Annotated in this window: 16 protein-coding genes and 2 pseudogenes; 14 read left to right on the plus strand and 4 right to left on the minus strand. The window is 66.5% G+C overall.

Features of this window, described 5'->3' with window-relative positions; all coding sequences use genetic code 11:
- Positions 1-426 (plus strand): annotated as a pseudogene (locus tag KH616_RS08895) (MFS transporter); the annotation flags it as partial.
- Positions 427-447: 21 nt separating this feature from the next.
- Positions 448-894, plus strand: a complete 447-nt coding sequence (locus KH616_RS08900) for a MarR family winged helix-turn-helix transcriptional regulator (RefSeq protein WP_292241932.1) — start codon at positions 448-450, stop codon at positions 892-894.
- Between the two features lie 48 nt (positions 895-942).
- On the opposite strand, the gene KH616_RS08905 is transcribed toward KH616_RS08900, so the two are convergent.
- Together KH616_RS08905 and KH616_RS08910 are read right to left on the minus strand one after the other, a co-directional pair.
- Complete coding sequence (locus KH616_RS08905) at positions 943-1,524, minus strand: DJ-1/PfpI family protein (RefSeq protein ID WP_292241935.1); 582 nt, start codon at positions 1,522-1,524, stop codon at positions 943-945.
- A gap of 108 nt (positions 1,525-1,632) precedes the next feature.
- Positions 1,633-2,913 carry an amino acid deaminase gene (locus KH616_RS08910; RefSeq protein WP_292241937.1) on the minus strand — a complete coding sequence of 427 codons (1,281 nt, stop codon included), beginning with the start codon at positions 2,911-2,913 and terminating at the stop codon, positions 1,633-1,635.
- Between the two features lie 119 nt (positions 2,914-3,032).
- Between KH616_RS08910 and KH616_RS08915 the strand changes: the two genes are divergently transcribed.
- The 3 genes and pseudogenes from KH616_RS08915 to KH616_RS08925 all read left to right on the plus strand — a co-directional run bounded on the left by KH616_RS08915 (position 3,033) and on the right by KH616_RS08925 (position 5,972).
- Entirely contained in the window at positions 3,033-3,938 is a 906-nt protein-coding gene (locus KH616_RS08915; protein ID WP_292241939.1) for a MurR/RpiR family transcriptional regulator, read from the plus strand.
- A gap of 2 nt (positions 3,939-3,940) precedes the next feature.
- Positions 3,941-5,386: pseudogene (locus KH616_RS08920) on the plus strand (D-aminoacylase); the annotation flags it as partial.
- 199 nt (positions 5,387-5,585) lie between these two features.
- A complete protein-coding gene (locus KH616_RS08925) occupies positions 5,586-5,972 on the plus strand; it encodes a Rid family hydrolase (RefSeq protein ID WP_009691931.1) in 387 nt (128 codons plus the stop codon).
- 121 nt (positions 5,973-6,093) lie between these two features.
- Here KH616_RS08925 and queF read toward each other — a convergent pair whose 3' ends face one another.
- Positions 6,094-6,918 (minus strand): NADPH-dependent 7-cyano-7-deazaguanine reductase QueF, encoded by an 825-nt coding sequence (gene queF / locus KH616_RS08930; RefSeq protein ID WP_292241979.1) that lies wholly within the window; start codon positions 6,916-6,918, stop codon positions 6,094-6,096.
- Positions 6,919-6,930: 12 nt separating this feature from the next.
- Positions 6,931-8,454 carry a threonine ammonia-lyase, biosynthetic gene (ilvA, locus tag KH616_RS08935; protein ID WP_292241981.1) on the minus strand — a complete coding sequence of 508 codons (1,524 nt, stop codon included), beginning with the start codon at positions 8,452-8,454 and terminating at the stop codon, positions 6,931-6,933.
- A gap of 582 nt (positions 8,455-9,036) precedes the next feature.
- On the opposite strand from ilvA, the gene KH616_RS08940 reads away from it, so the two are divergent.
- The 9 genes from KH616_RS08940 to KH616_RS08980 form a co-directional block, all read left to right on the plus strand.
- The gene (locus KH616_RS08940; protein WP_292241984.1) at positions 9,037-13,047 is read left to right on the plus strand and encodes a DUF3683 domain-containing protein; all 4,011 of its coding nucleotides are present in this window, start codon (positions 9,037-9,039) and stop codon (positions 13,045-13,047) included.
- Positions 13,048-13,079: 32 nt separating this feature from the next.
- Positions 13,080-13,523 carry an HIT family protein gene (locus KH616_RS08945; RefSeq protein ID WP_292241987.1) on the plus strand — a complete coding sequence of 148 codons (444 nt, stop codon included), beginning with the start codon at positions 13,080-13,082 and terminating at the stop codon, positions 13,521-13,523.
- Positions 13,520-13,933, plus strand: coding sequence for a DUF971 domain-containing protein (locus tag KH616_RS08950; RefSeq protein ID WP_292241990.1), 414 nt, complete (start codon positions 13,520-13,522; stop codon positions 13,931-13,933). Before KH616_RS08945 ends, KH616_RS08950 begins: the two co-directional genes overlap by 4 nt.
- Before the next feature lie 51 nt (positions 13,934-13,984).
- Positions 13,985-14,716 carry a bifunctional demethylmenaquinone methyltransferase/2-methoxy-6-polyprenyl-1,4-benzoquinol methylase UbiE gene (gene ubiE, locus KH616_RS08955; RefSeq protein WP_292241993.1) on the plus strand — a complete coding sequence of 244 codons (732 nt, stop codon included), beginning with the start codon at positions 13,985-13,987 and terminating at the stop codon, positions 14,714-14,716.
- A 41-nt stretch (positions 14,717-14,757) separates the two neighbouring features.
- A complete protein-coding gene (locus KH616_RS08960) occupies positions 14,758-15,774 on the plus strand; it encodes a TIM44-like domain-containing protein (protein ID WP_292241997.1) in 1,017 nt (338 codons plus the stop codon).
- Between the two features lie 135 nt (positions 15,775-15,909).
- Positions 15,910-16,536, plus strand: a complete 627-nt coding sequence (locus tag KH616_RS08965) for an SCP2 sterol-binding domain-containing protein (RefSeq protein WP_292241999.1) — start codon at positions 15,910-15,912, stop codon at positions 16,534-16,536.
- A 12-nt stretch (positions 16,537-16,548) separates the two neighbouring features.
- Positions 16,549-18,126 (plus strand): ubiquinone biosynthesis regulatory protein kinase UbiB, encoded by a 1,578-nt coding sequence (gene ubiB / locus KH616_RS08970; protein WP_292242001.1) that lies wholly within the window; start codon positions 16,549-16,551, stop codon positions 18,124-18,126.
- Between the two features lie 20 nt (positions 18,127-18,146).
- Positions 18,147-18,782, plus strand: a complete 636-nt coding sequence (locus KH616_RS08975) for an SAM-dependent methyltransferase (protein WP_292242003.1) — start codon at positions 18,147-18,149, stop codon at positions 18,780-18,782.
- Between the two features lie 95 nt (positions 18,783-18,877).
- Positions 18,878-19,181: FmdB family zinc ribbon protein (locus KH616_RS08980; protein WP_292242006.1), on the plus strand; the 304-nt coding region annotated here is incomplete at its 3' end.

Genomic DNA, 19,181 nt, shown 5'->3' on the forward strand with positions numbered 1-19,181 from the left:
ACCGTATTCGCGCAACAGACGGCGGGGCGCGAGCATATGGGCATCGCCACCGCGCTGCTGCAATCGTTGCGGATGGTCGGCGGGATGGTCGGCGCGGCGCTGACCGGCACGCTCGTCAGCCAGTCGTATGCGAGCGGCGTGCGCGACGCGCTGGCCGCGGATCACGCGCTGCAATGGCACGCGCGGCTGGCCGACCCGCAGATCCTGATCGATCGCGCGACGCAGGGCAGCCTCGTCGGCGAGCTGACGCGGGCAGGGCATAATGGCGCGTTGTTGCTGGAGGCGGCCCGCGAATCGCTTGTCAGCGCGATTCATCTGGGGATTGCGATGGCGGCCGTCGTCGCCGTTTATGCGGTGTGGCAATGCCGCCGCGTGCCGCCTGTTACGCTGCGCCGCGCGGTCGAGCCGCACGTCGCAGTCGATTGATCGAATTCACGAAGTCAGAGTATGGAACCACAGGACCGCGTTGCGATCTTGCAGCAATTCGGGCGCACTTACCGCGCATTCATGACGGCGTTCGAGGCGCACGTCGGCCAGCCGATGCCGCGCTGGCGGATCATGGTCGCGCTGGATTCGCTGGGCGGCAGCTCGTCGCAAAAGCGTCTCGTCGAGATCCTGCGGATCGATCCGGGCGCGCTGACCCGTCAGCTGAAGACACTCGATGCGCTCTGCCGGATCGAGCGCGAATCCGACGCGCGCGACAATCGCGTGACGAACGTGAAGCTGACCGCCGCCGGTTGCGCGGCGTTCGATGCGAGCCTGCCGCGCCGCAATGCATTCCTGCACGAGACGATGGCGTCGATTCCCGATGAAGCGCTGAACGCATTGTCGGGCGCGCTTGCGATGCTCGAGACTCGCATCGCGGAAGTCGGCGCGCAGCCGGCGTCGCGTTGACGGCAGACGGCGGGCCGCCGAGGCCCGCCGGCGTACGCGGCGCGTGGTTTACAGTTCGATCCGCGTTCCGAGCAGCGTGAGGAACTGCGCGAGCCACGCCGGATGCGCCGGCCACGCGGGCGCCGTGACGAACGGCGCATCGGTGACGGCGGCATCGACGGGAATGTCCGCGTATTCGCCACCGGCGAGTTTCACTTCGGGCGCGCAGGCGGGATAGGCCGAGATGCGCTTGCCGCGGATCACATCCGCGGCGGCGAGGAGTTGCGCCGCATGGCAGATCGCCGCGATCGGCTTGCCGGCCGCGGCGAACGCGCGCACGAGCGCAATCACTTTCGGATCCAGACGCAGGTATTCGGGCGCGCGGCCGCCTGCGATCGCGAGCGCGTCGTAACGCGACGCATCGATGTCGTCGAACGTCGCGTTCAGCGTGAACTGGTGGCCGGGCTTCTCGGTATAGGTCTGATCGCCCTCGAAGTCGTGGATCGCGGTCTTGATCTTGTCGCCCGCCCGCTTGCCGGGGCAGACCGCGTCGACCTGGTGGCCGACGGCCTGCAGTGCCTGGAACGGCACCATCGTCTCGTAGTCTTCGGCGAAATCGCCGGTCAGGAACAGGATCTTCTTTGCTGCCATGGCTTTCTCCGATGAGGGGGATTCAGGGCGAAAGCGCAGTGTACTCCGGCCGGTCTGCGCCGGTATGACAGCCGCCCCGGCGTGGGGCGGCCGGATGCCGGCGAGCGTTCAGAAGAACGTTTCGATCACTTCCGTCACGCGGAATTGCGGATCGAGGACGAGCAGCTGGCGCCACTTGTCGAACGTCAGGCACGGGTGCGAGATGTCGAACGCGATCATGTCGCCGACCTTCACGTCCGCGCCGGGCGGGATCTGCAGATACGCATGCTGGTCCATCAGTCCGGTGATCGCCCAGCCTTCGTTCGCGCCGATGTCGCGCGGCGCGGTATCGCGGCCTGGCCGGAAATGGCGGGCGGGCTCGGGCAGGCCGGCGTCGAACGCCGAATCGCGCTTGCCGAGCGCGACGATCGCCCGATCCGCCTCCGGCACCGACTGCACATACGCCCAGAGCTGGAGTGCGGGCAACAGGCCTTCGCCCATCCTGCGCGCGATCGGGTTGCGCGCGAACACGTCGGTCTGCGCCTTCTTGTAGATGCCGACGTCGTGCGTCAGATAACAGCCCGGGCGCAGCACCACTTCCGCGAAGCCCGCATCGGACGCCTTCGCGAACTCCTCCGCGACGACGTCGTACCATGCCGACCCCGCGCCGGACAGGATCGCCGGCGTGCGCGCGAAGCGCCCCGCCGCGGCCAGTTCGCGCGTCAGCGCGACCGCGCCCTGCAGGAACGCGCGGATCTCGCCTTCCTCCTTCAGCACGCCTTCATACAGCTCGATACCGGCCAGTTTCAGCGTGTCCGGATAACGGGCGACCGCGTCGAGCACCGCATCGCGTTGCGCGGCGTCGCGCACGCCGGCGCGCCCGCCCGGCACGCCGAGTTCGAGCAGCACGTTGATCGACTTCTTCGCGTCGCCGAAGAAGCGGCCGAGTTGCTCGACGCCGTCGACGGAGTCGACGAGGCAGAAGAACTCGAATTCGGGATCGGACAGCAGCTCGGCGATGATCGTCATGTTGTGACGGCCGACCAGCTGGTTGGCGAGCAGCACGCGCCGCACGCCGCCGTGATACGCGGCCTGCACCTGATGCGCGGTCGCGAGCGTGATGCCCCACGCGCCGGCATCGAGCTGGCGGCGGAACAGTTGCGGCGCCATTGTCGTCTTGCCGTGCGGCGCGAACTTGACGCCGTACTCCTGGACGAACGCCTGCATCCACTTCAGGTTGTGCTCGATGCGGTCCGCGTACAGCACCGCGGCCGGCAGCCCGACGTCTTCCGCGAGCAGGTTCCATTCGAGGCGACTCGCATCGGCGAGCGGCACGCTTGCGCTCGGCAGGTTGCCGAGACCCTTGCCGAACGGCGCGATCGTCGCGTCCTGATAGTTTGTAACTTTCATCTCATCCCGCTCCATCATGGATATGTATTGCATCGACGTTGACACGCCGATAGTACAAAAAGTAGCATCGGCGCGGTGATGTTATTTAGTAACATGGTGCGCCGCAACCGACCCCGCAGATGAATTCGTCCAACACCACGCCTGCCGGCCAGCCTGTGGTCGACATCGTCGCGCGCATCGCCGAATGCGCGCCGGAACTGCGCGACGCCGAGCGCAAGGTGGCGTCGTTCATCCTCGCCGATCTGGCGCGCGCCGCACATGCCAGCATCGGCACGCTCGCACGCGATGCGGAAGTGAGCATCGCCACCGTGACGCGCTTTGCGAAGGCGGTCGGTTGCCGCGACGTGCGCGAACTGAAGCTGCTCGTCGCGCAGGCGGCGGCCGTCGGCCAGCGCTTCCTCGCGCCCGCGGCTGGCGCGCAGGCGGACGACGCCAACCCGGCGTCGGTCGTTTATGACGAAATCCGGGGCGCGCTCGCACACAACCACCAGCTCTTGCGCCAGACATCGTTCGATGCCACCGCCGATCTGCTCGCCAGCGCGAAGATGATCTACGTGTACGGGCAGGGCGGGGGCTCGACCGCACTCGCCGACGAGCTGCGCTTTCGCCTCGTGCGCTTCGGCCGTCCGGTCGCGAGCTACCAGGACAGCGTGCTGCAGCGCATGGTCGCGGCGACCGCGTCGCGCGACAGCGTCGTCGTTGCGCTGTCGGCGAGCGGGCGCGTGCCGGAACTGCTGGAAAGCTGCCGTCTCGCGAAGCGCTACGGTGCGCCGCTGATCGCGGTGACCGCGCCCGCATCGCCGCTCGCGCAGCTCGCCGATCATCTGATTCCGGTCGTCGCGTTCGAAACCGATTTCATCTACAAGCCATCGACATCGCGCTACGCGATGATGATGGCGATCGACGTGCTCGTCACCGAGGTCGCATTGCGCCTCGGCGATACCTGCCGCGAATCCCTGCGCCGCATCAAGCATGCGCTCGACGCGCATCGCGGGGGCGGCGACCGTCAACCGCTAGGAGACTGAACATGCATTCGCACCCCGAAGCCGCCGATACGCTGATCGTCGGTGCGCTGTTGTACGACGGCACCGGCGCGCTGCCGGTAGAGCGCGACGTGGCGATCCGCAACGGCAGGATCGTGGCGATCGGCAATTTGTCGAACTGGCTGGCCGAGGAGGTGGTCGACGCGAACGGCCGCGCGCTCGCGCCGGGTTTCATCGACGTGCACACGCATGACGACACCCACGTGATCCGCGCGCCGCAGATGCTGCCGAAGATCACGCAGGGCGTGACGACGGTGATCGTCGGCAATTGCGGGATCAGCGCGTCGCCGGTCACGCTGGCGGGCGATCCGCCCGACCCGATGAACCTGCTCGGCGATCGCGGCGCATTCCTGTACCCGTCCTTCGCGGACTACGTCGCGGCGGTGAACGAGGCGCGGCCGGCCGTCAATGTGGCGGCGCTCGTCGGCCACACCGCACTGCGCAACAACCAGATGGACCGCCTCGACCGCGCGGCGACCGATGACGAGATCGCCGGCATGCGCGCGCAGCTCGAAGAGGCGCTCGCGCACGGCGCGCTCGGGCTGTCCAGCGGCCTCGCATACAGTTCCGCGTTTGCCGCGCCGACCGAGGAGGTGATGGCGCTCGCCGAGCCGCTCGCGCAAGCGGGCGCGCTCTATACGACGCACATGCGCACCGAATTCGACGCGATCCTCGACGCGATGGACGAGGCGTACCGTGTCGGCCGCCACGCGCAAGTGCCGGTCGTGATTTCGCATCTGAAGTGCGCGGGCCCGTCGAACTGGGGGCGCAGTACCGAAGTGCTCGCGTCGCTCGAAGGCGCGCGCCGCTACCAGCCGGTCGGCTGCGATTGCTATCCGTACAGCCGCAGTTCGTCGACGCTCGACCTGAAACAGGTGACGGGCGACATCGACATCACGATCACGTGGTCGGAACCGCACCCGGAAGTCGCGGGCAAGCTGCTGAAAACGATTGCCGCCGAGTGGGGCGTGACCGAACAGGAAGCGGCGCAGCGCATCCGTCCGGCCGGCGCCGTGTATCACAACATGTCCGAAGACGACGTGCGCCGGATCCTGTCGCATCCGGCGACGATGGTCGGCTCGGACGGCCTGCCGAACGATCCGCTGCCGCATCCGCGTCTGTGGGGCGCGTTTCCGCGCGTGCTCGGGCATTACGTGCGCGATACGGGCTTGATGCCGCTCGAGGAGGCGATCCGCAAGATGACCTCGCTGTCCGCGCGCCGCTTCGGTCTCGCCGGACGCGGCGAGGTGCGGGTCGGCTTCCACGCGGATCTGGTGCTGTTCGATCCCGACCGCGTGGTCGACGCGGCTACGTTCGACCGGCCGCAACAGCCCGCGCACGGCATCGACGCGGTGTGGGTCAACGGTGTGCTGACCTGTCGCGACGGCCAGCCGACCGGCGCGCGGGCGGGCGGCTTCGTGGCGCGCGGCGCACGCGCGGCGGCCGGCGTCGAGGCTGCGCATGCGGACGCCGCACGCGCGGATGCCGCACGCGCGGACGCCGCACGCGCGGACGCCGCACGCGCGGACGCCCCATTCTGACGCGCGTCGAACTTATCTTCCGCGCGCGCCGCGACCGGCGCGCGCATCAGGGTCGACAGACCCTCACAACCGAAACAGGAGTCAAACGATGAAGCGATATGGCGTAGGCGAAGCGAAGGGGACGGGCGGCCAGGTGATGCCGTTCGCGCGTGCGGTCGAAGCCGACGGCTGGCTGTACGTGTCCGGCCAGACGCCGATGGTGAATGGCGAAGTGGTCGAAGGCGGGATCGTCACGCAGTCGAAGCAGGCAATCGAGAACGTGATTGCGATCCTGAAGGAAGCCGGCTACGGCCTCGAGCACGTCGTGCGCTGCGGCGTATGGCTCGACGATGCGCGCGATTTCGCGTCGTTCAACCGCGTGTTCGTTTCGTACTTCGGCGAGCATCCGCCGGCACGCGCGTGCGTGCAGTCGAGCATGGTGATCGACTGCAAGGTCGAGGTCGACTGCATCGCGTACAAGGCGCCGGCGAAGTAACGCCGCGCGCTTGTGAGCGCGCCATGCAAACAGCCCGATCGGCTTGCATCGCCGATCGGGCTGTTTCGTTTTCAGGGGCGGCGCCACGAACGCGCAGGCCGCTTCCCTCGCGGCACGCGGCTTACTGTCGCGCGGTGCGCGCGTTGTCCGGCATCGGCTGGTTGTAGTTGGTGCGGAACGGATTGATGTCGAGGCCGCCGCGGCGCGTGTAGCGCGCGTAGACCGCGAGCTTCACCGGTTTGCACGCATGCAGGATGTCGATGAAGATGCGCTCGACGCACTGCTCGTGAAAGCCCGTGTGATTGCGGAACGAGATCAGGTAGCGCAGCAGGCCGCCATGATCGATCTGCGGCCCGACGTAGTGGATCTGCACGCTGCCCCAGTCCGGCTGGCCGGTGACCGGGCAGTTCGACCGCAGCAGGTCCGAGACGAGCGTTTCCTCGACCGGCGCCTCGTCGAACGATGCGGTGAGGAGCGTGGGATCGGGCTCGTAGATGTCGGTCTCGAGGTCGAGCCGGTCGAGCGACAGCCCGTCCAGTTCGTCCATCCGGAGCTTGCCGAATTCGTGCGGCGAGACGAGTTGCACCGACACACTCGCGCCGCATGCGGCCGAGATGTCGCGCTTCAGCACATCGCGCACCGCTTCGGCGGAATCGAATGCGGTTTGCGCGAACGATCCGAGATACAGCTTGAACGACTTCGATTCGACGATGTTCGGCGAATCGGCCGGTACGAAGAAGGTCGCGACTGCGACCTGCGGCTTGCCGCGCGCGTTGAGCCACGACAGTTCGTACGCATTCCAGATGTCGGTGCCGAAGAACGGCAGCGGCGACGTGATGCCGATCTGCTCGCGCGCGCCGGCGCGCGGGATCGGGAACAGCAGCGACGCGTCGTACTGCGATGCGTAGACGGTCGCCTTGCCGAGCGGGGAGTGTTCGGGATTCATGGTGCTTGACGGTTACGACAGAAACAGACGGTAGGCCGGATTGCTGCTCTCTTCCCAATACGGGTAGCCGAGCACCGCGAGGAAGCGGTCGAATTCGGCGTGGTCGGCTTGCGGAACCTGCAGGCCGACGAGGATCGAGCTGTAATCCGCACCCTGGTTGCGGTAGTGGAACAGGCTGATGTTCCAGTCCGGCGCCATCGACGACAGGAACTTCATCAGTGCGCCCGGACGCTCCGGGAATTCGAAGCGGAACAGGCGCTCGTCGTGCGCGAGCGGCGAGTGACCGCCCACCATATAGCGGACGTGCTGCTTCGACAGCTCGTCGCCGGTGAGGTCGACGGTCTTGAAGCCGTGCGCCTCGAAGTTGGCGGCGATCTCCGCGGATTCTTCGCGGCGCTTGATCTGCACGCCGACGAAGATGTGCGCGGACTGCGCGTCGGCGATGCGGTAGTTGAACTCGGTCACGTTGCGGTCGCCGACGAGCGAGCAGAAGCGCTTGAAACTGCCGCGCTCTTCGGGGATCGTGACCGCGAACACCGCTTCGCGCGCTTCGCCGACCTCGGCGCGCTCGGCGACGAAGCGCATCCGGTCGAAGTTCATGTTCGCGCCCGACGTGACAGCGACGAGCGTCTGGTTCTCGATGCCTTCGCGCTCCGCGTAGAGCTTCGCGCCGGCGACTGCGAGCGAGCCGGCCGGCTCGAGCACGCTGCGGGTGTCCTGGAACACGTCCTTGATCGCCGCGCACAGCGCATCGGTGTTGACCGTCACGACGCCATCGAGATACGCGTGGCACAGCCGGAAGGTTTCCTCGCCGACGAGCTTCACCGCGGTGCCGTCCGAGAACAGGCCGACCTCGGTGAGCTCGACGCGCTTGCCGGCCGCGAGCGATTGCGCCATCGCGCAGGAATCTTCGGTCTGCACGCCGATCACCTTGATCTCGGGGCGCACCGCCTTCACGTACGCGGCCACGCCCGCGGCGAGGCCGCCGCCGCCGATCGGCACGAAGATCGCATGGATCGGGCCCTGATGCTGCCGCAGGATTTCCATCGCGACCGTGCCCTGGCCCGCGATCACGTAAGGATCGTCGAACGGGTGGACGAACGTGAGGCCGCGCTCTTCCTGCACCTTGACCGCATGCGCGTAGGCATCGCTGTACGATTCGCCCGCCTGGATCACCTCGACCGTCGGACCGCCGTGCGCGCGCACTGCGTCGACCTTGACCTGCGGCGTCGTGACGGGCACCACGATCACCGCCTTCACGCCGAGGCGGGCGGCGGAGAACGCGACGCCCTGCGCATGGTTGCCGGCCGACGCGGTGATCACGCCGCGCGCGAGCGCGTCGGCCGGAATATGCGCCATCTTGTTGTATGCGCCGCGCAGCTTGAACGAGAACACCGGCTGGTTGTCCTCGCGCTTCAGGTAGACGGGATTGCGCAGCCGCGCCGACAGGTTGCGGGCGGGTTCGAGTTCTGTCTCGAGCGCGACGTCGTAGACGCGCGCGGTGAGGATTTTCTTCAGATAATCGTGGGGTGCCATGGACGCTCGCGTGCGGTGCGGATGCAGACGATAAAACGACAATGATAGCGCCAAGGGTTTGCTGGCATATGCATTGCACGCGCGGATGCGCGAAATACGCGCCGGCGCGGGCATGGGCAATCAGCCCCGCCCCCGTTTTTTCGGGCTTAACCGCCCGGTTACCGACCGGACGGACGGCGAATGCGGATGCGAATCGGCGTCCGCGCCCGGCGCGGCGGGCCTTTGCGGCGCGTCGCGCGGCCGATCCGACGCCTCACGCGAGGCCCGATCATGGGTTAGAATTCCGTTTTGAATCAAGGATCGGAAGATGCAAAGGCACATTCGGATCGACTATCTGAAGCCGTCGCCGCGCGCAGCCAGCCCCGCGGCGGAACGGCATGCGCGCCGCGCGCGATCGTGCTGATGGTCCCGAGTGCCGCCAGGCAGCGTCGATCCGGAGTTGCGCTTGCGCGCCTGCTCCGGCCCCACGCAGGTTAGTCTCCCGCCTGGTAACAGAAAGAACAGATTTCCCCAAGATTGCGCCTACGCGCATGGCCGCCGCCCCGCCCGGTGCAGTCGGCCCCGCCCCCGAGTCGTCCGAACATGAACGCACCACAAGTTTTCGATCCGCATGGCGCGGCAGCTGTTGTCGCCGCCGATCCCGCGCCCCGTCTGCGTGAGATTCCGTACAACTACACCTCGTTCTCGGATCGCGAGATCGTGATCCGCCTGCTGGGCGAGGAAGCCTGGGCCGTGCTCGACGAACTGCGGGCCGAGCGCCGTACCGGCCGCTCGGCCCGGATGCTGTACGAGGTGCTGGGCGACATCTGGGTCGTGCGCCGCAATCCGTATCTGCAGGACGACCTGCTCGACAATCCGAAGCGCCGCGCGTTGCTGATCGAGGCGCTGAACCACCGTCTGACGGAGATCGAGAAGCGCCGCAGCGCCGATTTGTCCGAGCATCAGGGCGACGCGGCCCGCGAGCGCGCCGCGCGCGTGCAGATGCTCGTCGCCGCCGCGCAGCGCGCGGTCGACGAATTCGCGGACGAGTTCGACAAGATGGCCGAACTGCGCCGCCGCGCGACCAAGGCGCTCGGCCGCTGCACGCAGAAGGACAACATCCGGTTCGACGGCCTGTCGCGCGTATCGCATGTGACCGACGCCACCGACTGGCGCGTCGAATATCCGTTCGTCGTGCTGACGCCGGATACCGAAGCCGAAATCGCCGGCATCGTGAAGGCGTGTTTCGAGCTCGGCCTGACGGTGATTCCGCGCGGCGGCGGCACCGGTTATACGGGGGGCGCGGTGCCGCTCACGCCGTTTTCGGCCGTTATCAATACCGAAAAACTCGAACAGCTCGGCGCGGTCGAGCTGACCGAACTGCCGGGCGTCGCGCACAAGGTGCCGACGATTTTTTCCGGCGCGGGCGTCGTCACGCGCCGCGTGACCGAAGCGGCCGAAGCGGCCGGCTACGTGTTCGCGGTCGATCCGACCTCGCTCGACGCGTCGTGCATCGGCGGCAACGTCGCGATGAACGCGGGCGGCAAGAAGGCCGTGCTGTGGGGCACCGCACTCGATAACCTGGCGTGGTGGCGCATGGTCGATCCGGACGGCAACTGGCTCGAAGTCACGCGTCTGGAGCACAACCAGGGCAAGATCCACGACATCCCGGTCGCGCGCTTCGAACTGAAATGGTTCGACGGCGCCCATGCGCCGGGCGAGAAACTGCTGCGTGCCGAGACGCTCGAGATCGAGGGCCGCCGCTTCCGCAAGGAAGGCCTCGGCAAGGACGTCACCGACAAGTTCCTCGCCGGCCTGCCGGGCGTGCAGAAGGAGGGCTGCGATGGGCTCATCACGTCCGCGCGCTGGGTGCTGCACAAGATGCCCGCGCATACGCGTACCGTCTGCCTCGAATTCTTCGGCCAGGCGCGCGAGGCGATCCCGAGCATCGTCGAGATCAAGGATTACCTGTTCGAAACGTCGAAGCAGGGCGGCGCGATCCTCGCCGGCCTCGAGCACCTCGACGAGCGCTATCTGCGTGCGGTCGGCTACGCGACCAAGAGCAAGCGCAATGCGTTCCCGAAGATGGTGCTGATCGGCGACATCGTCGGCGACGACGCCGATGCGGTCGCGCACGCGACGTCCGAAGTCGTGCGCATGGCGAACGGCAAGAGCGGCGAGGGCTTCGTCGCGGTCAGCGCGGAAGCGCGCAAGCGCTTCTGGCTCGACCGCAGCCGCACCGCCGCGATCGCGAAACACACCAACGCGTTCAAGATCAACGAGGACGTCGTCATCCCGCTGAACCGGATGGGCGAGTACACCGACGGCATCGAGCGGATCAACATCGAGCTGTCGCTGAAGAACAAGCTGCAACTCGTCGACGCGCTCGAAGCGTTCTTCAAGACCGGCAACCTGCCGCTCGGCAAGACCGACGACGCGAGCGAGATCCCGAGCGCGGAACTGCTGGAAGACCGCGTGCAGCAGGCGCTCGACCTGCTCAAGCGCGTGCGTGCGCGCTGGGAATTCGTGCGCGACCGGCTCGACATGCCGTTGCGCGAGGCGCAGCACTATCTCGTGCAGCTCGGCTACGAAGGGCTTGCCGAGAAGTTCGCGGATCGTGTCGACGCGCAGCCGGGCGCGACCGTGTTCCACATCGCGCAGGACCGCACCGTGCGCATCTCGTGGAAGCAGGAGATCCGCGCGGAACTGCGCGCGATCTTCAACGGCGGCGCCTTCAAGCCGATCCTCGACGAAGCGCAGGCGATCCACAAGCAGGTGCTGCGCGGCCGCGTGTTCGTCGCGCTGCACATGCACGCGGGCGACGGCAACGTCCATACGAACATCCCGGTCAACTCCGACAACTACGAGATGCTGCAGGACGCGCACGCGGCGGTCGCGCGCATCATGACGCTCGCGCGTTCGCTCGACGGCGTGATTTCCGGCGAGCACGGCATCGGCATCACGAAGCTCGAGTTCCTGACCGACGACGAGATCGCCGAATTCCGCGCGTACAAGCAGCGCGTCGATCCGAACGGCCGTTTCAACAAGGGCAAGCTGCTCGACGGCGCCGACCTGCGCAACGCGTACACGCCGAGCTTCGGCCTGATGGGCTACGAGTCGCTGATCATGCAGCAGTCCGACATCGGCGCGATCGCCGATTCGGTGAAGGACTGCCTGCGCTGCGGCAAGTGCAAGCCGGTGTGCGCGACGCACGTGCCGCGCGCGAACCTGCTGTACAGCCCGCGCAACAAGATCCTCGCGACGTCGCTGCTGATCGAGGCGTTCCTGTACGAGGAGCAGACGCGCCGCGGCGTATCGATCAAGCACTGGGACGAGTTCAACGACGTGGCCGACCATTGCACGGTCTGCCACAAGTGCGCGACGCCGTGCCCGGTGAAGATCGACTTCGGCGACGTGACGATGAACATGCGCAACCTGCTGCGCAAGATGGGCAAGAAGAAGTTCAATCCCGGCAGCGCGGCGGGCATGTTCTTCCTGAACGCGACGAACCCGCAGACGATCAACGCCGCGCGCAGCGTGATGATGGGCGTCGGCTACAAGGTGCAGCGCTTCGCCAACGACATGCTGAAGAAGGCCGTGACGAAGCAGACGCAGCATCCGCCGGCGACGACCGGCAAGCCGCCCGTCGTCGAGCAGGTGATCCACTTCGTCAACAAGAAGATGCCGGGCAACCTGCCGAAGAAGACCGCGCGCGCGCTGCTCGACATCGAGGACAACAAGATCGTGCCGATCATCCGCAACCCGAAGTCGACGACCGTCGATTCGGAGGCGGTGTTCTACTTCCCGGGCTGCGGCTCCGAGCGCCTGTTCTCGCAGGTCGGACTGGCGACGCAGGCGATGCTGTGGGAGGCCGGCGTGCAGACCGTGTTGCCGCCGGGCTACCTGTGCTGCGGCTATCCGCAGCGCGGCGCCGGCCAGTTCGACAAGGCCGAGCAGATCGTCACCGACAACCGGGTGCTGTTCCACCGTGTCGCGAACACGCTGAACTACCTCGACATCAAGACGGTGGTCGTGTCGTGCGGCACGTGCTACGACCAGCTCGCCGGCTATGAATTCGACAAGATCTTCCCGGGCTGCCGGATCATCGACATCCACGAGTTCCTGCTCGAGAAGGGCATGAAACTCGACGGCGTGAAGGGCACGCGCTACATGTATCACGACCCGTGCCACACGCCGATCAAGACGATGGATCCGGTCAAGCTCGTCAACGAGCTGATGGGCGCCGAGAAGGACGGCTACCGGATCGAGAAGAACGAGCGTTGCTGCGGCGAGTCGGGCACGCTCGCCGTCACGCGCCCGGACATTTCGACGCAGGTGCGCTTCCGCAAGGAAGAGGAAATCCGCAAGGGCGCGGCGAAGCTGCGCAGCATTCCGGTCGTCGCGGGCGACGCGCCGAACGCCGGCGCGGAGGACGTGAAGATCCTGACGAGCTGCCCGTCGTGCCTGCAGGGCCTGTCGCGCTACAACGAGGATGCGAACATCGAGGCGGACTACATCGTCGTCGAGATCGCGCGCCAGGTGCTCGGCGAAAACTGGATGGCCGATTATGTCGCACGTGCAAACAATGGCGGGATCGAGCGCGTGCTGGTCTAATGCGGGCTTGACCGCCCGACTGGGGAGCGACGATGGAATGCGTGTTTTGCCGTGAAGACGGCGGCGAGGTGCTCTGGCGGGACGATGCGCTGCGCGTCGTCCTCGCGACGGGCGAGGCCGATTACCCGGGCTTTTGCCGGGTGATCTGGCACGCGCACGTCGCCGAGTTTTCCGATCTCGCCGACGCCGACCGCGCATACCTGATGGATGTCGTCTGCGCAGTCGAGCGCGCGGTGCGGCGCGTGATGCAGCCGAACAAGGTGAATCTCGCGAGTCTCGGCAATGTGGTGCCGCACGTGCACTGGCACGTGATCCCGCGCTTCTCGAACGACGCGCATTTCCCGCAACCCGTCTGGGCGCCGCGGCAGCGCAGCGTGTCCGAGGCGCTGCTGCGCTCGCGCGCCGCGCAGGCCACGCTGTTGCACAATGCGGTCCGTGATGAAATTCAACACATGATTGATACGAGGCAGCCATGAGCGGTTTGACTTCCACGACCCCGATTCCGTCGGGCGTTGTCGTGCACGCGGTATCGCGCGTGCTGGAATTGCAGTATCCGAACGGCGAGAACTACCGGATCCCGTTCGAGCTGATGCGCGTCTTTTCGCCGTCGGCCGAAGTGCGCGGCCACCGGCCGGAGCAGGAAACGCTGCAGACCGGCAAGCGCGAAGTGACGATCACCGCGCTCGAAGGCGTCGGCAACTACGCATTGCAGCCGACGTTCTCCGACGGTCATTCGACCGGCATCTATTCGTGGGACTTCCTGTACGAGATGGCGACCCATCAGGACGATCTCTGGCGCGAATATTTCGACAAACTGAAGGCGGCGGGCGCCGATCGCGACGCCCCGATGCCGGCGGCGAGCGCGTCGCACGGCCACTGCCATTGAACGACGGCGCCGGATCGCGGCGCCGTCTTGCCATATACAAGGATCAACGCGATGAGCAAAACCCACTTCGGCTTCGAGTCCGTCGAGGAAAACGAAAAAGCGAAAAAAGTGGCGGGTGTGTTCCATTCGGTCGCGAGCAACTACGATCTGATGAATGACCTGATGTCGGCGGGCATGCACCGCGCATGGAAGGCGTTCACGATCGCGCAGGCGAACGTGCGCCCCGGCTTCAAGGTGCTCGACATCGCGGCCGGCACCGGCGACCTGACCAAGTCGTTTGCGAAGGCGGCCGGGCCGACGGGCGAGGTCTGGCACACGGACATCAACGAATCGATGCTGCGCGTCGGCCGCGACCGGCTGCTCGACAAGGGCATCGTGACGCCGTCGCTGCTGTGCGACGCGGAGAAAATTCCCTTTCCGGACAATTACTTCGACCTGGCGACGGTCGCGTTCGGGCTGCGCAACATGACGCACAAGGAGGCCGCGCTCGCCGAGATGCGCCGCGTCGTGAAGCCGGGCGGCCGCGTGATGGTGCTGGAGTTTTCGAAAGTCTGGGAACCGCTGAAAAAAGCGTACGATTTGTATTCTTTCAAAGTATTACCGTGGCTGGGCGACCGGTTCGCGAAAGATGCGGACAGTTACCGGTATCTTGCTGAATCTATCCGCATGCATCCGGATCAGGAGACGTTGAAGGCGATGATGGAACAAGCGGGCCTCGAAGCTGTCAAATATTACAATTTGTCAGGTGGCGTGGTAGCTTTACACCTCGGAACCAAGTATTGACGGGTTCTTCCCATACATTTGCTTTACATCTGGAGATGCTGATGTCCCAATCGCGTTCGTTGTTCAACCGTAGCAAGCCGTCGAAGCCGTGGGCCCGACGGCTCGGCACGCTGCTGATGGTCGGCCTGCTGACGGCCGGCACGTTCGCCTCGCTCGACGCCGAAGCCCGGCGGATGGGCGGTGGGCGCAGCATCGGCCGTCAATCCTCGACCGTCACGCAGCGGCAGGCGACGCCGCCTGCGCAGCAGCCGATGCAGCAGGCGGCGCCGTCGCAGGCGCAGCGCATGCAGCCGAATGCGCCGCAGCCTGCGCCGGCTGCACCGAACCGCTCGCGCTGGCTCGGCCCGATCGCCGGTCTGGCGGCCGGTCTCGGCATCGCGGCGCTGCTGTCGCACTTCGGCCTCGGCGAAGCGTTCGCCGGCATGATGTCGAACATCATCGTGATCGCGCTGCTCGCGATGATCGGCATCTGGCTGATCCGCAAGTTCATGAGCCGGCGCCGTTCGGATGAGCCGGCGTACTCGTCGGGCAACCCGGCGTCGTCGTCGGGCAGCTACACGCAAAGCCCGTCGTCGTTCCAGTCCGGCAGCGGCAGCAACTATGCGAACGAAGCGCAGAGCGTGTTCGGCGGCGGCGCACCGGCTGTTGCGGCCGGCATGGCAGGCGCGGCCGCGCCGCTCGCCGTGCCGCCGGGTTTCGACACCGAAGCGTTCCTGCGCAGCGCCAAGGTCAATTTCGTGCGTCTGCAGGCCGCGTGGGATCAGGGCAACATCGCCGACATTCGTGAGTTCACGACGCCCGAAATGTACGCCGAGATCAAGATCGACCTCGATTCGCGGGGCAACGAGGCGAACCAGACCGATGTCGTGCAGCTCGACGCGGAATTGCTCGCGCTTGAGGATCGCGGCATCGAGCAGACGGCGAGCGTGCGTTTCCACGGCCTGATCCGTGAGGCGGCGAATGCGCCGGCTGCACCGTTCGACGAGGTCTGGAACCTGTCGAAGTCCGGCAGCCAGGGCTGGCTGCTCGCGGGCATCCAGCAGCTCAACGCGCACTGAGTAGCGCGCCCGGGCGGGTGGCGATTCGACCGCCCGCGCCCGGATGTGCGGTCGGACACGGGCTGCGGCCCAACCGACGTTACAATAGAAACCCGCGCGGGCGTCCGCCCGCGCGGGTTTTTCTTTCGAAGCCCGATGACCTTTGCCGCCAAGCCTTTTGCTGCTGCTGTCAATCACCTGCTCGCGCGCGAATCCTGGGCGCGTGACCGCCTGATTCCCTACGCGGGCAAGACTGCCCGTCTCGACATGCCGCCCGTCACGCTCACCTTGCTGGTGCAGCCCGACGGCTATCTCTCCGCAGTCGAAGATCCGGACGCGCAGGCGCTCGACGTGTCGATCGCGCTCGCCGGCGATACCGTGGCCGCATTCATGCAGGGCGGACAGGCGGCGGTGATGAAGCATGTGAAGATCGAGGGTGACGCGGAATTCGCGACCCAGATCGCAAAACTGGCCGAACATCTGCGCTGGGAGCCGGAAGAGGATCTCGCCCGGCTGGTCGGCGATGCGGCCGCGTACCGGATCGCGATGTTCGTGCGCGATGCGGGCGCACGCGTGCGTCGCACGGGCCGCAACGTGCTCGATTCACTCGCCGAGTATTGGCTCGACGAGGATCCGCAAGTCGTCCGGCGTGCGTCGCTCGCGGACTTCGACGCCGAACTGGCGCGTGCGCGCGACGCGCTCGCGCGGGTCGAGAAGCGGATCGAGCGACTCGAACAAAAAATCGGCGCGCGTGCGGGCGACAGCCCGCGCAGCGCGCATTGAGGGCCGCCGCGCATGCGCATTTTCCGTTTCATCAAGATTCTCTACACCGTCATCCGCTTCGGGCTCGACGAGGTGCTGCTGTCGCGCATCGACGATCGCCGTGTCAGGCTGCTGCTGCGGATCACGACGATCGGTCGCCGTTACTCCGATCCGCCCGCCGTGCGGCTGCGTCATGCGCTCGAAAGCCTTGGCCCGATCTTCGTGAAGTTCGGACAGGTGCTGTCGACGCGCCGCGACCTGCTGTCGCCCGATTTTGCGAGCGAGCTGGCGAAGCTTCAGGATCAGGTGCCGCCGTTCGATTCGTCGGTCGCGATCTCGATCGTCGAAAAGGCGCTCGGCGCGCCGGTCGACGAACTGTTCGACGAATTCGAGCGCGAGCCGGTCGCCAGCGCGTCGATCGCGCAGGTGCATTTCGCGAAGCTCAAGGAGGGCGTGCACTCGGGCAAGGCGGTCGCGGTGAAGGTGCTGCGGCCGAACATGCTGTCCGTGATTAACTCCGATCTCGCGCTGATGCGCGACATCGCGATCTGGACCGAGCGTCTGTGGCCCGACGGCCGGCGGCTGAAGCCGCGCGAAGTGGTAGCCGAGTTCGACAAGTACCTGCACGACGAGCTCGACCTGATGCGCGAGGCCGCGAACGGCAGTCAGCTGCGCCGCAACTTTGTGGGCCTCGACCTGTTGCTGGTGCCGGAGATGTTCTGGGATTACTCGACATCGAACGTGCTGGTGATGGAGCGCATGTCGGGCGTGCCGATCAGCCAGGTCGACACCTTGCGCGCGGCCGGCGTCGACATCAAGAAGCTCGCGCGCGAAGGCGTCGAGATTTTCTTCACGCAGGTGTTCCGCGACGGTTTCTTCCACGCGGACATGCACCCCGGCAATATCCGGGTGAGCCTCGACCCGAACTCCTTCGGCCGCTACATCGCGCTCGATTTCGGGATCGTCGGCGCGCTGTCCGATTTCGACAAGAACTATCTCGCGCAAAACTTCCTGGCGTTCTTCAAGCGCGACTACCACCGTGTCGCGACGCTGCACCTGGAGTCCGGCTGGGTGCCGCCGGACACGCGTGTCGAGGAGCTCGAAAGTGCGATCCGCGCGGTCTGCGAGCCGTATTTCGATCGCGCACTGAAGGACATCTCGCTCGGGCAGGTGCTGATGCGCCTGTTCTCGACGTCGCGCCGCTTCAATGTCGAGATCCAGCCGCAGCTCGTGCTGTTGCAGAAGACGATGCTGAACGTCGAGGGCCTCGGGCGTTCGCTCGACCCCGATCTTGATCTGTGGAAGACCGCAAAGCCGTATCTCGAGCTCTGGATGACCGAGCAGATCGGCCTGCGCGGCTGGTACGAGCGTTTCAAGGTCGAGGCGCCGCAGTGGAGCAAGACGCTGCCGCAATTGCCGCGTCTCGTTCACAACGCGCTGATGTCGCGCCAGGAAGCGCCGCGTGCCGCCAGCGAGGATCTGATGCGTCAGATCCTGGTCGAGCAGAAACGCACGAATCGGCTGCTGCAGGCGGTGCTCATGTTCGGGCTCGCGGTGGGCGTCGGCGCGATCATCGCGCGCGTGGCGCTTGCGATCACGTACGGCGCCTGACCGAAGCGGGAGTTGATCCGATGACCGATCCGACACGCGCGACGCCGGCGGCCGTGCCGCCCGCCACGACTTTTTCGACGCGCGATCCGGGCGACGCGTTGTTTTGGGACGAACGCTTCGCGTGCGGCGTGACGCCGTGGGAGTTTGCGGGCGTGCCGGCCGAAGTTCGCGCGTTCGCCGCGCGACATCCGCAGGCCGCGGTGCTGATTCCCGGCTGCGGCAGCGCACAGGAAGCGGGCTGGCTCGCCGGCACCGGCCGACCGGTGCGGGCGATCGATTTCGCGGCACAGGCGGTCGCGGCGGCCAGGGCGCAGCTCGGCGCGCACGAGGCGATCGTCGAGCAGGCCGATTTCTTCGGCTACGTGCCGCCGTTCCCGGTGCAATGGGTATATGAACGCGCGTTTCTTTGCGCGTTGCCGCGCAACCGCCGCGCCGATTACGCGGCAAGGATGGCCGCGCTGCTGCCGACGGACGGCGTGCTGGCAGGCTACTTCTACATCGGCGAGACGCCGAAGGGCCCGCCGTTCGGCATCGGCCGCGCGGAACTCGACGCGCTGCTCGCGCCGCATTTCGAGTTGATCGAGGATCTGCCGGTCGCCGATTCGATGCCCGTGTTCGAAGGACGCGAACGCTGGCTCACCTGGCGCCGCCGCTGACACGGTGGCGGTGTCGCCGTTGCCGGGACGCGCCGGGGTTTCGGCTATAATTCAAGGTTTTGCAAGCCGTTTCTAGTTTCTGCGGGAAAAATATCATGCCGATCTACGCCTATCGATGTGAAGCGTGCGGTCACGCGAAGGACGTGCTCCAGAAGATGAGCGACGCGCCGCTGTCGACGTGCCCGGAATGCGGGAAGGACACGTTTCGCAAGCAGGTCACCGCCGCGGGCTTTCAGCTGAAGGGCTCCGGATGGTATGTCACCGATTTCCGCGGCGGCTCGGGCGGCACCAGCGCACCGGCGGCCACGACGCCTGCCGCGTCGGGCGACGCCGCGGCGCCGGCAGCATCGACGGCGCCGGCATCCGGCACCGACAGCGCGGCCAGCGCCGCGCCGGCCG

The sequence above is a fragment of the Burkholderia sp. genome (genome assembly GCF_018375725.1).
Classification (GTDB): Bacteria; Pseudomonadota; Gammaproteobacteria; order Burkholderiales; family Burkholderiaceae; genus Burkholderia.

Bases quoted from the DNA above. Each gene is read 5' to 3' on its own strand.
- KH616_RS08975 (WP_292242003.1), top strand. From the start codon at position 18,147: ATGACCGATCCGACACGCGCGACGCCGGCGGCCGTGCCGCCCGCCACG.
- KH616_RS08915 (WP_292241939.1), top strand. From the start codon at position 3,033: ATGAATTCGTCCAACACCACGCCTGCCGGCCAGCCTGTGGTCGACATC.
- KH616_RS08945 (WP_292241987.1), top strand. From the start codon at position 13,080: ATGGAATGCGTGTTTTGCCGTGAAGACGGCGGCGAGGTGCTCTGGCGG.
- KH616_RS08940 (WP_292241984.1), top strand. From the start codon at position 9,037: ATGAACGCACCACAAGTTTTCGATCCGCATGGCGCGGCAGCTGTTGTC.
- KH616_RS08950 (WP_292241990.1), top strand. From the start codon at position 13,520: ATGAGCGGTTTGACTTCCACGACCCCGATTCCGTCGGGCGTTGTCGTG.
- KH616_RS08910 (WP_292241937.1), bottom strand. From the start codon at position 2,913: ATGAAAGTTACAAACTATCAGGACGCGACGATCGCGCCGTTCGGCAAG.
- KH616_RS08905 (WP_292241935.1), bottom strand. From the start codon at position 1,524: ATGGCAGCAAAGAAGATCCTGTTCCTGACCGGCGATTTCGCCGAAGAC.
- KH616_RS08960 (WP_292241997.1), top strand. From the start codon at position 14,758: ATGTCCCAATCGCGTTCGTTGTTCAACCGTAGCAAGCCGTCGAAGCCG.
- KH616_RS08900 (WP_292241932.1), top strand. From the start codon at position 448: ATGGAACCACAGGACCGCGTTGCGATCTTGCAGCAATTCGGGCGCACT.
- queF (WP_292241979.1), bottom strand. From the start codon at position 6,918: ATGAATCCCGAACACTCCCCGCTCGGCAAGGCGACCGTCTACGCATCG.
- KH616_RS08965 (WP_292241999.1), top strand. From the start codon at position 15,910: ATGACCTTTGCCGCCAAGCCTTTTGCTGCTGCTGTCAATCACCTGCTC.
- ubiB (WP_292242001.1), top strand. From the start codon at position 16,549: ATGCGCATTTTCCGTTTCATCAAGATTCTCTACACCGTCATCCGCTTC.
- ilvA (WP_292241981.1), bottom strand. From the start codon at position 8,454: ATGGCACCCCACGATTATCTGAAGAAAATCCTCACCGCGCGCGTCTAC.
- KH616_RS08925 (WP_009691931.1), top strand. From the start codon at position 5,586: ATGAAGCGATATGGCGTAGGCGAAGCGAAGGGGACGGGCGGCCAGGTG.
- ubiE (WP_292241993.1), top strand. From the start codon at position 13,985: ATGAGCAAAACCCACTTCGGCTTCGAGTCCGTCGAGGAAAACGAAAAA.